We start from the raw sequence: 14,848 nt of genomic DNA, 5'->3' as shown, positions 1-14,848 counted from the left end.
GAACGCACATATTCTGTCCATAGTATCGGAAATGATACCGTCATGCCCCGTATCCGTCACAAGAGCCTCGATTGCAGCCCCGGCTGCGCCGTCGAGGCCACGCTCGAGCTGATTGATGGAAAATGGAAAGGCGTGATCCTGTACCATCTGTTTCATAGCACGATGCGCTTCAACGCCTTGCGCAAGATCCTGCCCAACGTGACACAGCGCATGCTGACAATGCAGCTTCGCGAGCTTGAGGAAGACGGGTTCATCCATCGGGAAATCTACCCTCAGATCCCCCCGAAGGTGGAATACAGCCTGACCGATTTCGGCAGAACCCTTGAGCCGGTCGTAATGGCGCTCAAGCGCTGGGGGGATGAGCACACGACATTCGGCGCTGAAAAGAAGAAATCACCTGCTCTGGAGACACAAGGTCAACACGGCTGACCGCAAGCAGAACGCCTCTCGGGCGCACCTGCGATCGAGGGGTTTTCGGACATACTCGGGCTTGCCCCGAAGGGCATCCGTCAGCCTCTCTGCACGCTCCACTTCCCGCGCAGAGCCAGCCTTGTCAGATAAGATACTCGGCCAGCTTTGCCGATCCTGAACTGCCATTACAAACCGAGACGATCCTTGATGCGGCCTTTCATGATCCCCGCAACGACGCCCGCTTTCCAGGCGAAATGCAGCGGAATGGGCTTGATCGGCCTCTCGGGAAAGAGCGCAGCCCCGCCCTGTGCCATCTCGGCAAGGTTCTGCCCCATGAGCGTGGCCATGGCCACGCCACGGCCATTATAGCCCAGACAGGCCAGCAGCCCCGGCTCGGGGCGATGCAGATGAGGGTAATGATCGAGGGTCAAGGCCAGCTGCCCGTTCCACCCGGTCTCCCATTCCAGTTTCTGAAGCTCGGGCCAGAGTCGCCGCGCGCGGGCCATGAGATAGGGAAAGGCCTTTGCTCCTTCGAGATCGCGCGACGCAGAGCGCCCGCCCATCAGCAGGCGACCTTCGGCATCGACGCGATAATAGGTGGTGATTTCGCCAAGCTCATAAAGCGATTCACGTTGCGGCAGAATTCTCTCGCGCAGCGATAATGGCAGCGGCACACTGGCAACGATGGCGCTGTAGACCGGCACGATCGAGCGACGCAACGTATCGAGCAAAGGGCCGGAATAGCCATTTGTAGCGAGGATGACCTGTTGCGCGCGCACTGAGCCATTGGACGTGACGACACGCCATCCCTCCCCTGAGCGCCTGAGCGAGGTGACGGCCGAACGGTCATGCAGCCGCGCCCCGGCTTTCATGGCAGCGCGCGCCAGACCGCGCGTATAGGCAAGCGGGTCGAGCTGGCCACCACGACGATCCAGCATACCCCCATGATAGAGGCTGGTACCGCTACGCGCCGTAATGGCCCCTTTCGTCAGAATTTCGGCCGGGTTGCCAATCGCCACGCATTGCCGTGCAAGCGCCTCGAGCGGCGCCATCTGGCCTTCGGCCGTCGCCGCCCGGATCGTCCCGCTGCGCAGGGCGTCACAGGCGATATCGTGCCGGGCGACAAGGTCGAAAACGAGATCTGGCGCGGCCCAGGCACGCTGTGCCAGAATCGCCCCACGCTCCGGGCCGAAATCACGCAAAACCTGTTCTGGCGCCGTCTTGAGGCCAGGGTTGATCTGTCCCCCGTTGCGGCCTGATGCCCCCCAGCCTGGCTCATGCGCATCGAGAACGACCACATCGTGCCCCGCCTCTGACAGATGGAGTGCCGCAGAAAGCCCCGTCAGACCGGCGCCGATAACGACGATCTGCGCCCTCGCCTCCCCGGTCAGAGGAACAAGCCCTAGAGAGGCCTCCTTGCGTGCGTAGAGACTGGGATTCATGCGATCTCCCCTGTGCACTGTGCTTCAGCCGCCGTAACCGATCAGGGCCCGTATTTCGAGGAAATCATGCAATCCCCATTTCGAGCATTCACGGCCATTGCCTGACTGACCGAAACCGCCAAAAGGCGCAGCTACCGTCCAGTCAGCACCATTGATGTTCACATTGCCTGCGCGCAGACGCCGCGCCACCTTGCGCGCATGAGCAAGATCGCCTGACTGCACATAGGCAGCAAGACCATAAGGCGTGTCATTGGCTATGCGGATGGCGTCCTCTTCATCGTCATACGCAATGATCGACAGCACGGGCCCGAAGATCTCTTCGCGCGCGATGGTCATGTCAGTCGTGACATGGCCGAAGACCGTCGGCTGGACATAATAGCCGGTTTCGAACCCCTTGGGTTTGCCTGCGCCGCCCACAACCAGCGTCGCCCCCTCTTCAATCCCCTTGGTGATGAGCGCCTGGATACGACCATATTGCACCTCGCTCACCACCGGTCCGAGCTGGGTCTCTTCATCCGCAGGGTTACCCAGACGCAGGGTGGCGACGGTCTGTGCGGCGAGAGCCATCGCATCTTCCATGCGGGCGCGGGGCACAAGCATGCGGGTAGGCGCATCACAGGACTGACCGGAATTGCTCAGGCAGCCGCGCACGCCACGCTGGACGGCTTCGGCGAAATCGGCATCAGGCAGAATGATATTGGCCGATTTGCCCCCCAGTTCCTGATGCACACGCTTGACCGTATCGGCAGCCAGCTTGGCGACTGCAGCCCCCGCCCTTGTCGACCCGGTGATCGAGATCATCGCGATATCGGGATGGGCCGCCAATGTCGCGCCGACGCCGGGACCATCGCCATTGACCATATTGAAGACACCTGCCGGAACACCCGCCTCATGCAGGATATCGGCGAAAACCAGTGCGCTCAGAGGCGCAACCTCGCTGGGCTTGAGAACCATGGTGCAGCCTGCCGCCAGTGCCGGGGCGACCTTGCACATGATCTGGTTCATCGGCCAGTTCCAGGGCGTGATCAGCCCGCAGACGCCTACGGCCTCACGCGTGATATAGACATCCCCCTCAGGTCCCTCGAATGAGAAATCGCGCAGAACCGCGATCATTTCTTCCAGATGCGCCAGCCCTGCCCAGCTCTGGCTATCGCGTGCCCGGGCAATGGGTGACCCCATTTCGAGCGAAATGGCCTGAGCCATATCCTCGCTGCGTCGCTTGTAGATGGCGAGCATGCGCTCAAGCACAGCCAGACGCTCTTCGCGGCTCGAAACTGACCAGGTTGGAAAAGCCGCTTTTGCGGCCGCGACAGCGCGCTCGACATCAACCTCATCTCCCAGCGCAATCTGCGCGCAGGGCTGCTCACTGGCCGGGTTGATGACGTCGATCTTTGCCGTGCCATGCGGCTTGATCCACCGACCATTGATATAGAATTCGAGAGCGTGAGACATGAGAGAGCGTGATCCTGAGAGCGGAAAAGCGGGAAGCGGAAAAAAGGATTATTCCCCCGGACGGGAAAGCGAGCAGACGCGCCTTGGTGCCTTGCCCATGAGCTGGCGCAGCAGGGCAATACCGCCCATCAGCATCATGGTGACGGTGCTCAGAGCGAGTTCGTGTCGGGTATGGGCAACGAGTGCCATCGCCACCAGAGCGCCCATCAGCAACGCCAGCGTCAGAAGCGGCGTGAGACCCATGCCGCACAGACGAATGCGCGTCAGCACGATCAGCGCGTTGTGAAAAATGATCAGTGCGCCGGTGGCACTGAGCAGAAAGGCAAAAACGGCATTGGGTGAGGCAATCGCCACAGCGGAAATGGCGAGAGCGGCAACAGCGCTGAACAGCACGGCAATGCGCGGCGCCTGTGTGCGCGGGTCGAGACGCATGAAGTGACGGGGAGCATCATCGACATCGGCCAGTTCGAATAGAACGCGCGACGTTGCATAAAGCCCTGAATTGAGGGTGGAGAGCATGGCCGAGACAATCACGATTTCCATCGCGGCACTGGCAAAAGGCACATGCAAACGGTTGAGCACCAGCAGAAAAGGCGATTCACCCGGAACGACTTGCGACCAGGGCACCAGACAGAGAATGAGGGCGACGGAGCAGAGATAGAAACCAACAACCCGAAGGGCAACGGCGCGCGTGGCCCTGGCGATATTGCGATCGGGCGCATCGGATTCGAGCGCTGCAATGGTTACCACCTCGCTACCGGACATCGAGAAGATGATGGCCGGAATGACCGCAAGCAATGCCATCCAGCCATGCGGCACGAAGCCACCAGCCAGAATGGCTGCATGGGGTGGGCTGTTGCCCTGCAGAAGGGCCCCGAGGCCGATCAGGATGAACACGGCGATTGCCGCGATCTTGAGCATGGCGAACCAGTATTCAAGCTCGCCATAGGCCTGCACTGCCAGCAGATTGGCCGCAGTCATGGTGCCTAGAATGATCACCTCGACCAGACCGAAAGGCAGATGCACAAGCGGGGCCAGCAGCGCGGCAGCAGCCATGATCTCGATCGCAAGCGTCGTGACCCAGACAAGCCAGTAGGTCCAGCCGGTCATGAAGCCCGCATGCCCCCCGAGGGCATGACGGATCTGATTGACGAAAGACCCGTGACCCGGTGCCCGCAAGGCGATATCGCGCAGCATCAGATTGACCAGAAAGGTCATGAGCCCTGCAAGAGCGTAAGAAAGCAACGCGCCCGGCCCCGCCACGGATATCGGCGTCGAGGCACCTATGAAAAATCCTGCGCCAACCACGCCCCCGATGGAGATCATGGCAATATGGCGCGGTCGAAGACTGCGGGCGAGCGCGTTTTCTGTCATGCACGATCCTATGAAGCGGCCTGCGATAAAGCCCTGTAACTGGAACGTTCCGTATTCGATCAGGATTCGGCTGGCAGGGGAAGCTCACCGGTCAGAAACTGGGCACGACCGTGACCGAACGACCAGTGGGCATCTCCATTTTCAACAACCGAAATCATGACATCGGAAGGGAGAATGCCACAATCCCTTTCGAGATAATTCGTGAGAAGCCGGTAAAATTCCGCAACGGACTCAGCCCCCCTCGGACGACTGAACATCTGCAGCAGCACCATGGATTTTGTGCGCGGAATATCGAGACCGGTATCCTCGACAATCATGTGGCTGGGCTTGTGTTCCGTTACAATTTGATAACGATCTCTGCGGGGCACCTGAAAGGCCTCGAGCATGGCCTCGTGTGCCGAATCCAGAATACCCCTTATCTGCTCCAGGGTACGGCCTTCGAAGAGATGAAAATGCAGCAATGGCATGACTATGTCCTGAATTAAGAATGAGGATCGTCAGTGGGTCACGGTCTCGATAAGGCCCGCCAGTGTTTCCCCCATGGCGCGCAACTCCTGCGGTGTCGCGAGAAAAGGTGGCGCGAGGGAGACCGTGTCACCTGTGCAGCGCAGAAGCAGCCCTTGGCTGAGGCCGAGCTCGAACAGCTTCAGCCCCCGCGCCCCAGGGGCAGTCGGGTCGGGTTCCAGATCAATGGCTGCAGCAAGACCGATATTGCGGACATCGGTAACTCCCGGCGCATGATCGAGCTTGTGAACCGTTTCCTGCAGCACGGTCTCCAGAGAAAGAACACGCTCGAACACGTTTTCTTCCTCCATGATATCAAGCACGGCATTGCCGACAGCCGCTGCCAGAGGGTGACCCGAATAGGTGTAGCCATGCGCGAATTCGATGGTGTTTTCGGGTCCGGTCATAAACGTCTCATAGAGGTCACTGCGCACGAGAACGCCCCCCATGGGCACGACACCATTCGTGACCGCCTTGGCAAAGGTGATCATGTCGGGAACAACATCGAATCTCTGCGCGGCAAAGGGCGCCCCAAGGCGACCAAACCCGGTAATGACCTCATCAAAAATCAGGAGAATTCCGTGCTTCGTGCATAGTTCACGCAGGCGGCGCAGATAGCCGACAGGCGGCACGATCACCCCGGTAGAGCCCTGCACCGGCTCGACGATGACAGCAGCAATCGTACTGGCATCATGCAGCGCGATCAGACGGTCGAGATCATCTGCCAGATCGGCCCCTGCCGCAGGCTGACCATGCGAAAAGGCCGCTGTGTCGGGCGCATGGGTATGGCGCAGATGATCAACGCCATTCAGCATGCCCGCCGCAAACATCCTGCGATTGGGCACGATGCCGCCTACGGAAAGCCCACCGAAACCAACCCCGTGATAGCCCCGCTCGCGCCCGATCATGCGAAACCTGCCGCCTTCGCCACGCAGACGATGATAACCAAGGGCGATTTTCAACGCCGTATCGACGGCCTCTGAGCCTGAATTCGTGAAAAACACATGGTCCAGACCATCTGGCGCCATCGCAACGATCCTGTCAGCCAGCCTGACCGTGACCGGGTTGGTTACCTGAAACCCCGTGCAGTAATCGAGCGTCTCGGCCTGTGTTTTCAGCGCCTCGATAATACGCGGGTGAGCATGACCGAGGGGGGTGCACCACAGGCCCGAAAGCGTATCGAAAAGCGTGGCGCCCTCCGGCGTCTGATAATAACAGCCTCTGCCCGAGGCGATCAGGCGCGACGCCGGATCCTGCCTCACACGCCGGTTGGCCGTAAATGGCATCCAGTACGTTCCTGCAGCAAGGCTGCGCACAGGATCGAAATCGGAAGGCGACGACGCCATAGGGTGACTCTCTTGTTGTTCGATCGGGGCATGGCTGGCGCGTCTCTCGCAAAAGCGAGGCTCGCGACGGCCTCACTATTCCAATCCCGAAATGAACCTGTCTATATACAGTCAGGCAATCTCGCTGCGTATCTGTGCCGGTCCGTGCAGCGATACAGCTTCATATCGTCATACGGGCAGAGGGTTTTCGCGTGGTCAGACCCTGTCGTTTTTTATTGGAGTGCATGCGATCATGATCAGGCTGGACCATAATGCGGCCACCCCTCTGGTCGGACAGATCGTCGATGCCATACGCACACGCATCGTTGCTGGCACCTGGATGGATGGAATGAAGCTTCCGTCCATCCGCAAACTTGCAGAAGGATGCGGCGTCAGCCCCCTTACCGTGTCGAATGCCTATAACCGGCTGGTTGCAGAAGGATTTCTCCAGGCCAGACGGGCCAGCGGCTATTTTGTGACGCATGAGCCAAATGCGGCTTCCGGCGCAGTCGAGACGGCCAGCCCCCATCCTTCGGTCGACTCGCTCTGGCTGTTGCAGCGCGCCTATGAGGGCGATGTCCGGCAAATTCAGGCGGGGTGCGGCTGGCTTCCCGAAACCTGTCTCTATACCAGCGGCGTGCGCTACGCGCTCAACAGCCTTGGTCGTCGGCCTGACATGCAGGGCCTCGGCTATGGCAACCCCTATGGGCATGACGGCCTGCGCGAGCAGATCGCGCTCAGTCTCGCGCGTCAGGGCATAGCCTGTCAGCGCAGCGGCATCATTCTCACCCATGGTGCGAGTCAGGCTCTGGAATTATCCATACGCTGCCTGACACGACCGGGTGACACGATTCTGGTCGAAGACCCCGGCTACTGCAATCTCTTTCCCGCGCTGCAGGCACTGGGTCTCACCCTGTGCGGGGTACCCCGCCTCAAGGATGGCCCCTGCCCAGAGAGCTTTGCAAGACTGGCACGCGAGAAGCGCCCCAGGGCCTTCATCATCAATACCCGCCTGCACAACCCGACTGGCACATGCTGCTCGGCGCCCGTTCTGCACAAGCTGCTGCGCATTGCCGAAGCCCATGACATCATGCTGATCGAGGATGATATTTTTGGCGATCTTGCCCCCGACACGAGCCCGACTCTCGCCTATCTGGGCCAGCTCGATCACGTGATCCGAATCAGCAGCTTCTCGAAAACCATCTCGCCCGGCCTGCGCGTCGGCTATGTCGCTGCCAGCACGATCATTGCACGGGAAATTCTCAAGCTGAAAATGGCAAGCAGCCTGACCAGCACCTCGATTTCCGAAGCCATTGTGCATCATTGCCTCGCTGATGGGCGTTATCGCCTCCATCTGGCCAGGTTGCGCGAAAGGCTGACGCATCTTCAGGAAAAGGCGCTCAGACGCTTTGCAAAAACCGGCCTCGTGCCGTTCTGTAAGCCTGAAGGCGGCATGTTTCTCTGGATGCGATTCGCCCAGGAACATGACGTGCTGCAACTCACCCGAGACGCCGCCCGAGCCAATTTTCTTTTGGCACCGGGCAGCTATTTCTCACCCGATGGCGCGCCATCGCCATGGCTGCGCTTCAATATCACCCAATGCGACAGGCCTGAGATATTCACCTTTCTCAATCAGTGGCGAGCCGCAAACAGGGGCGCGCAACGCGCCGAAACGGCCTTGTCCGCCCCCCGGTGAAACAGGCTCCTATTATTTCCACAAAAACGTTGCACGTTCGATTTTATGCACATAGAGTTTGACAAAGGATGACGGCGCAGCCCGACCCGTGCCCTGGGCATGGTGTCAGCGCTCCCCTCATCTTCAAGAAAATCGTGCTCTGACAACGCACAGCGCCCCGAGACCGTATTTCGGGGACTGACATGGGCGGTTTCGCTCAAATTGTTACGAACACCAAACGAGATGGAACGGATATGATCAAATTCACCCGCCCCACCCGATTTGATCCACGATGTCGCGTCCAGCCCCTCTCTTTTCGCACCCTGCTTTGCGCCTCGGCGCTTTTTGTCGTTCTTCCCCAATCCGGCCACGCTGCCAGCAAGGCGGAGAGCCATCGCAAAACGGGCGCTCCTTCTGCGCATGCCGCAGGGACATCGGCGCATACCCCCCCGAAAAAACGGTCGCCCACCCATGTTGCCCGCTCGGGTGGCAACGAGACGATGACGGTCAGTGCCAGCCGTGCAGCTTCGCGTGGCGCCGAAAATGTTATTTCCAAAGCCGTCATGGCCCAGTTCACCCCCGGCACCAGTGTCCTAAAGGCGGTTGATCGCCTTCCTGGCGTCAGCTTCAGCTCCACCGATCCGCTGGGCATCGATACATGGGGGTCGAGCATCTATGTGCGCGGCTTTTTCATGGATCAGCTCGGCGTCACGCTGGATGGTATTCCGCTCAATGACCAGACCTATGAAAGCAATAACGGTCTGAACGTCATTCAGGCCTCGATCTCGGATGATATCGAGCGTTCTGTGCTTTCCGAAGGCCCTGGCGGTGTCGATGTTCCCTCGACCTCGACGCTTGGTGGCACGCTGCAATTCGAAACCAGCGACCCCAAGGACAAGATGGGCGGAAAGATCTCGCAGGGCTTTGGCACATACAGCTCCTATCGCACCTATATACGCGGTGATTCCGGCGTCCTGAACCCGAGTGGCACCAAGGCCTTCGTTGCCTATTCGCGCAGTGAAGAAGGCAAATGGATGGGTGGCGGCACCCAGTTCCAGCAACAGGTCGATGCCAAGGTCGTGCAGCCTGTCGGCCATGACAGCGTGATCAAGGCCTTCTTCAACTGGAGCGACCTGCAGGAATGGGGCTATCAGGACACGTCTCTGGCCATGATCGACGCGCTTGGCTGGCGCGTGCCGCATCTTTATCCGAATTATGCCCTGGCCACTGCCTATGCTTCAGGTGCCGTTTCACTGCCAACCTCAGCCGCTATCCAGGCCAATGGCGACGAGCCCTATCTCTATGACGGTGGCCAGGCAGAAGTCGATTATACCGGCGGTCTGAATATGGATCTGGCGCTGACAGATCACCTGCGCTGGAAATCGACGCTCTATGGCACAAGCCAGACGGGTTATTACACCTATGCCGATTACAGCACCCCTTCCGCCGGAACAGGAGCCCCGTTCTCTGAAGAAGTCTGGCAGACAAGGCAGGAGCGTTATGGCTTTACCACGGCCCTGAATTACCGCATCGCGCATCACACGATCGATACGGGCATCTGGTTTGAAAACAACAACCAGCAGGCCGATCTGTTCTGGTATAACGAGCCCCTTCTCGGCACCGGATCACCGCTGAAAACAGTCGGCCCCTATGACACCTATGGCCCTGCCTTTCTTCAGGGCTATGGCTTCATGTGGCACACCAACACATTCACCTATCATCTTGAGGATACCTGGCGGCCGCTCGATAATCTGCGCCTGACGGCCGGATTTAAATCCATGCTCTCCACCACGGCGGGTGGCGCCAACTACAATAATCCGGATTATACCGGTGCCGACGCACTGCCCAATGGCAGCATGACGGCCTCTTCGGCCTTTCTGCCCCATGTGGGCGGCAGCTGGCATTTTCTGCCGCATCATGAATTCTATTTCGACCTCGCCGAAAACATGCGCAGCTATCAGGTATTGCCCAATGGTGTAGGCAATGCGCTGTGGTCAGTGCAGGATCAGGCAACCTTCGACCAGTTGCGCCAGACGGTCAAACCCGAGCGCGACTGGGTTTATGCTGTCGGCTATCGCTATACCGACAAATACCTCCAGGCCAGCCTGGCCGGCTATCACGCCGATGCCAGTCACAGATTGCAGGCTGCCACCGAAGGCACGATTACCAACCCGGTCTCGAGCGTCGCGCAGACAAGTGTTCACACCAATGGCGTGGATGCCGCCCTGACCCTTACCCCGATCAAGGGTCTCTCCCTGTATAACAGCGTGAGCTACAACCACTCTACCTATGGTGGCAACATCACGACGGCTGATGGTATTTATTACACCAAGGGCAAAAAGGTCGTGAACTATCCGCAGTTCATGTACAAGGCCAATCTGTCCTATCGCTGGAAAGGCCTCGAAACGCATTTCGACGTTCATTATTACTCGAAACGTTACTTCAGCTATACCAACGATACCTCAGTCGGCGGTTACTGGCTGACCAGTGCCGGTGCCCGATACAATGTCGGCAATTACGGTTTTGCCAAGAACATCACCATCGATTTCAATGTCTATAACCTGCTCAACTCGAAATATATCTCGATGATGGGCGAGAACGGCAACCCGATGTCGGGCGATTACCAGTCGCTCGAACGCGGCTCGCCACGACAGTTTTTCGGTACGGTCAGCACCGAGTTCTGACCCCGCTCCCTCCGCCGCAGGCGAGACCGTGCAAAGGCACACCTCCCCTGCGGCAATTCCAATTTCCAGATTTTCCGCCCTTCAGCGCCTTCTCGTTTCCGCCCCTCCGCAAGGACCGAACCCCAATGCGTTTCCTCTCCAGAAAACTGGCCGGCATGACAGCGCTGCTGCTCGCTGGCGCAGCCCTGACACCCTGCGGCAAGGCCCTTGCGGATGATCCCGTTCTGCAGACGGAAGAAAGCGACATCATCAAGCTTTCTCCGGTCACGCCCCATCGTATTCTCGTTCAGGACCCTGTCGGCCATCATGCCAAGGACGGGCGTGTCTATGTTGTCGACGCCGACCAGGGCAAACTGCTTGGCATGGTGCAGGCGGCCTATAACGGCAATGTCGTTCAGGACCCCAAAGGGCGCGCCTTCTATGTCGGAGAAACCGTCTGGTCACGCGGCAATCGTGGCGACCGCGCCGATCTGCTTGCGACCTATGATCCGCAGACGCTCGAGATCACCAATGACGAAGTGCTGCCCGGCCGGGCGCTCGTCACACCCAAGAAGAACGATCTGACCATCAGCCACGATGGCAGCCGCGTCTATGTCTATGACATGGTGCCGACAAATGCCGTTCACGTGGTCGATACGGCCACCCACAAGGTCGCCATGAATGTCGGGCTTCCCGGCTGCGCCCTGACCTATCCCTGGGGCAATGCCGGTTTCACCTCGATCTGTGCCGATGGCAGCCTCGCCAATGTGAGCATTGGCGCCGACAAGGCCGACATCACCCATACCAAGGCGTTTTTCGACCCCGAGAAAGACGCCGTGTTCGAACACAGCCCGTCCCATAGCGAAGATGGCAAGACCTATTTCATTTCCTATAGCGGTCTGGTCTACCCCGCGACGCTCTCGGCCCATACGGTTATCGACAAGCCCTGGTCGATTCAGGAAGCCGCAGGCATGAAAGCCGCGACCAATGCCGACAGCCCGTTTACCGTCACCTGGCGCCCGGGTGGCTGGCAGCTCGCTGCCCTGCATTATGCAAGCGGCCATCTCTATGTCGCCATGCATCAGGGTACATTCTGGACGCACAAGGTGGCCGGTACGGAGATCTGGGAACTCGACGTGGCCACACACAAGTTGCTGCGCCGCATCAAGCTGCCCAAGCCAAGCTCGATGGTTGGTGTTACCCAGGATGCCAGCCCCCTGCTCTTCACGGATGACGAGGCCGGTGATTTCTTCATCTGGGATCTGAAATCGGGCAAGATCGTCCATACCATGAAGCATCTGGGTGACGATCTCTATTTCACGGTCGCTCTGGGGGAATGATGGGCGCGCTTGCTCTGCAAATGGCCAGTGCTCTGGGCACCGATGCCGTCGGCGCTCTGTTTCTGGGTACGGGCATTGCCAAAATGCTCGACCAGCCCGGCTTTGCCTCGGTCATCGCGTCCTATCGTCTTGTCCCGCTCGGTGCGGCCTTTCCTGTTGCACGCTTGCTGACAGGCGCGCAGATTCTGCTTGGAGTCTGGCTCTGCTCCGGCGTTCTGACCCGCGAGGCCTGTCTCTGTGCCGTGATACTGCTGGTTGCGTTCGCGCTGGCCATGGGCATCAATGTCGCGCGCGGTCGTACCGGACTCTCCTGCGGCTGCCTGCCCGGCCGCGACACGCCGCTTTCCAGCCGGTCCGTCATGCAGACGCTTCTTCTGGCGCTGCTCATGCTCGGAGCCGGCAGCATCGGTCATCCCCCCGGTGCCCTGCTGGGCGCGATTACCCTGCTGGGCGGTGTTTCTCTTCTTCTTCTGGCGCTCGCCGCCTCTCAGCTCGGCACCGCAGGAGACGCGGCATGACGGTTTTTCTGCTCATCTCCACCCTGCTTCTGGCTGCGCTGTGCTGCGCCCTCGCCCTTGCCGTTCTGGTGCTGGCCCGACAGATCGGCGTGCTGCATGAACGCATCGCTCCTATCGGGCAGCAGCCTGTTCTCTCCGGCCTGCAGGCCGGACAGGCCCTGCCCCGTATCACCGCGCGGCGCCTTGATGACTCTCCCTTCATTCTGGGTGGACAGCATGATACCGGCAGGTCGAGCCTGATCCTGTTTGTCTCGCCCGATTGCCCTGTCTGCAAACGCGTTCTGCCCATCGTACAGGCTCAGGCCAGCATCCATGATCTCGATCTTGTTCTTGCTGGCGAAGGCGATGTCGTAGCGCTTCGCGCCATGGCTGCAGGCATCCGTCTTGGGGCAACACCTTTCGTGACCAGCCAGGAGCTGCTCCTGCTGCTTCAGATCGGCAGACTGCCCACGCTCGTAACCCTTGATGCCCGTGGCGTGATCACAGCGCGCGACGTGGCCAATACCAGACAACAGGTCGAGGCGCTGATTGCGACCCTTCCTGCTCTCCCTTCCCCCTCGCTTGAGACCAAGGAGTTCCTCCATGACGCAGTCTGAACTGATTTCGGGCCGCGCGATCCAGGACGGTGTCTCGTCCAGCCCGCTCGACCGGATAACGGAACGCCTGACACGGCGTGTCGCCGGCCACAGCTCGCGACGCAGCGTGCTTGGTCGCCTTGGCGCCTGGGCGACATTCGGCGCCATCGTGCCGCTTCTGCCGGTCGAACGTGCCACTGCGGCTACCCCTGCGAAAAAGGACGATAAGGCTGCCGCAAAGGCGCCTTCTCCTTTTGCTGCCAAGGCACAGACAACCGATCCGACCGCCTGTGACTACTGGCGCTACTGCGCCATCGACGGCTTTCTCTGCGCGTCATGCGGCGGCGGTGTGCATAGCTGCCCCCCGGGCACACGCCCTTCGCCTACTTCATGGATCGGCACCTGCTTCAACCCGCGTGACGGCCAGTCCTATCTCGTGGCCTATCGCGATTGCTGCGGGCAGGATGCCTGCAGCCAGCCCCCCTGCCTCGGCACGGATGGCGACCAGCCCAGCTATCGCCCCCAGGCCAATAACGACATCATCTGGTGCTTCGGCACGGGTGCGCTCGTCTATAACTGCTCCACATCCGTCATCGTCGGAAACGCTTCATGATCAGACGTCTCCTTCCCTTCGCAAGCCTTCTGGCCCTGCCGCTTCTTACCGGTGGCCTCGCCCATGCCGAAGACGGTGCGGCCATCTACAACGCCAATTGCAGCGTCTGCCATCAGGCAGGCGGCGCAGGCTCACCGGGGCAGTTCCCTCCGCTGGCCGGGCGTATCGGCAAGATCGCTGCAACGCCTGAAGGCAAGACCTATGTCGCCGATGTGCTGCTCAATGGCGTGCACGGCACGATCGAGGCAGGCGGCGCCAGCTATATGGGCTTCATGCCCTCGTTCAAGGCTCTCACAGACGACCAGCTCGCCACGGTGCTGACCTATATCAGCTCCCTCAATTCGCCGGGCGCCCCGGCCTTTACCGCCGATGAGGTCAAGGCTGCGCGCGCCGCGCCGAAGAAGGCCAAGGAAATTCTCGCCGAAAGAAAGGCCCTGAATGACGCGCATCCGCTTCCCTGATTTTCTGCTCGTCGGCGCTCTTGTTCTGCTCGTCCTCGCGGGTGCGGGCGGGGCAAGGGCGACGACACAGACCCATACGGTAACGAATTATCTGACCCATTGCGGCGGCTGCCACGGGATCGAGGGGATTTCAGGCAGGACATTCGTGCCCACATTGCGCGATCAGGTGGGATGGTTCGTCTGCTCGCCGGAAGGCCGGGATTATCTCGTGCGTGTTCCGGGAATTTCGATGTCGCTGATACGCGATGATCAGGAACTGGCTGATGTCCTGAATTTTGTCGTCTTCCGTCTTGGTGGTTCCAGCACACCGACGGGCACCAGGCCCTTTACCGCTGCGGAAGTGCATAAGCTGCGGGCCCAGCCTCTGCAGACAGACGACCTGATGGCCCTGCGTGCCGAAGTGCTCAGCCGCGCCCGCGCCGCCTGCCCACATTGACACTGGGTTTTGCTCGTACCGCACTGAGCCCGCAGGGTGCATTCGCTTGCTCGGCTGCG

General features: G+C 60.0%; 14 protein-coding genes. 9 read left to right on the top strand and 5 right to left on the bottom strand.

Going from position 1 to position 14,848, the window contains the following annotated elements:
- Positions 1-42 precede the first annotated feature (42 nt).
- The gene (locus AA105894_RS08920; RefSeq protein ID WP_267311415.1) at positions 43-429 is read left to right on the top strand and encodes a winged helix-turn-helix transcriptional regulator; all 387 of its coding nucleotides are present in this window, start codon (positions 43-45) and stop codon (positions 427-429) included.
- 167 nt (positions 430-596) lie between these two features.
- Here the strand turns inward: AA105894_RS08920 and AA105894_RS08915 are convergent, their stop codons facing one another.
- The 5 genes from AA105894_RS08915 to AA105894_RS08895 are packed head-to-tail and all read right to left on the bottom strand — an operon-like array spanning position 597 to position 6,529.
- A complete protein-coding gene (locus AA105894_RS08915; protein ID WP_267311414.1) occupies positions 597-1,853 on the bottom strand; it encodes an NAD(P)/FAD-dependent oxidoreductase in 1,257 nt (418 codons plus the stop codon).
- A gap of 24 nt (positions 1,854-1,877) precedes the next feature.
- Entirely contained in the window at positions 1,878-3,305 is a 1,428-nt protein-coding gene (locus AA105894_RS08910) for an aldehyde dehydrogenase family protein (RefSeq protein WP_267311413.1), read from the bottom strand.
- A gap of 48 nt (positions 3,306-3,353) precedes the next feature.
- Positions 3,354-4,679, bottom strand: a complete 1,326-nt coding sequence (locus AA105894_RS08905; protein ID WP_267311412.1) for an amino acid permease — start codon at positions 4,677-4,679, stop codon at positions 3,354-3,356.
- A gap of 59 nt (positions 4,680-4,738) precedes the next feature.
- Positions 4,739-5,146 (bottom strand): tautomerase family protein, encoded by a 408-nt coding sequence (locus tag AA105894_RS08900; RefSeq protein WP_267311411.1) that lies wholly within the window; start codon positions 5,144-5,146, stop codon positions 4,739-4,741.
- Between the two features lie 30 nt (positions 5,147-5,176).
- The gene (locus tag AA105894_RS08895; protein ID WP_267311410.1) at positions 5,177-6,529 is read right to left on the bottom strand and encodes an aspartate aminotransferase family protein; all 1,353 of its coding nucleotides are present in this window, start codon (positions 6,527-6,529) and stop codon (positions 5,177-5,179) included.
- 232 nt (positions 6,530-6,761) lie between these two features.
- Here AA105894_RS08895 and AA105894_RS08890 point away from each other — a divergent pair, with 232 nt between their 5' ends.
- The 8 genes from AA105894_RS08890 (at position 6,762) to AA105894_RS08855 (ending at position 14,789) form a co-directional block, all read left to right on the top strand.
- Positions 6,762-8,204 carry an aminotransferase-like domain-containing protein gene (locus AA105894_RS08890; protein ID WP_267311409.1) on the top strand — a complete coding sequence of 481 codons (1,443 nt, stop codon included), beginning with the start codon at positions 6,762-6,764 and terminating at the stop codon, positions 8,202-8,204.
- A gap of 233 nt (positions 8,205-8,437) precedes the next feature.
- On the top strand, positions 8,438-10,867 hold the full coding sequence (locus tag AA105894_RS08885) for a TonB-dependent receptor (protein ID WP_267311408.1): 2,430 nt from the start codon (positions 8,438-8,440) through the stop codon (positions 10,865-10,867).
- Positions 10,868-10,992: 125 nt separating this feature from the next.
- Positions 10,993-12,186, top strand: coding sequence for an amine dehydrogenase large subunit (locus tag AA105894_RS08880; protein WP_267311407.1), 1,194 nt, complete (start codon positions 10,993-10,995; stop codon positions 12,184-12,186).
- The gene (locus tag AA105894_RS08875; protein ID WP_267311406.1) at positions 12,183-12,704 is read left to right on the top strand and encodes a MauE/DoxX family redox-associated membrane protein; all 522 of its coding nucleotides are present in this window, start codon (positions 12,183-12,185) and stop codon (positions 12,702-12,704) included. Before AA105894_RS08880 ends, AA105894_RS08875 begins: the two co-directional genes overlap by 4 nt.
- Positions 12,701-13,300 carry a thioredoxin domain-containing protein gene (locus AA105894_RS08870; RefSeq protein WP_267311405.1) on the top strand — a complete coding sequence of 200 codons (600 nt, stop codon included), beginning with the start codon at positions 12,701-12,703 and terminating at the stop codon, positions 13,298-13,300. The genes AA105894_RS08875 and AA105894_RS08870 overlap by 4 nt, the downstream gene beginning before the upstream one ends.
- Positions 13,287-13,892, top strand: a complete 606-nt coding sequence (gene mauA / locus AA105894_RS08865; RefSeq protein WP_267311404.1) for a methylamine dehydrogenase (amicyanin) small subunit — start codon at positions 13,287-13,289, stop codon at positions 13,890-13,892. Before AA105894_RS08870 ends, mauA begins: the two co-directional genes overlap by 14 nt.
- Positions 13,889-14,353, top strand: coding sequence for a c-type cytochrome (locus AA105894_RS08860; protein WP_267311403.1), 465 nt, complete (start codon positions 13,889-13,891; stop codon positions 14,351-14,353). Before mauA ends, AA105894_RS08860 begins: the two co-directional genes overlap by 4 nt.
- Positions 14,331-14,789, top strand: coding sequence for a c-type cytochrome (locus AA105894_RS08855; protein WP_267311402.1), 459 nt, complete (start codon positions 14,331-14,333; stop codon positions 14,787-14,789). The genes AA105894_RS08860 and AA105894_RS08855 overlap by 23 nt, the downstream gene beginning before the upstream one ends.
- Positions 14,790-14,848: the final 59 nt, after the last annotated feature.

This window comes from Asaia spathodeae NBRC 105894 (assembly GCF_025994195.1).
GTDB classification, from domain to species: domain Bacteria; phylum Pseudomonadota; class Alphaproteobacteria; order Acetobacterales; family Acetobacteraceae; genus Asaia; species Asaia siamensis.
This window is presented reverse-complemented; position numbering and strand designations above follow the sequence as displayed.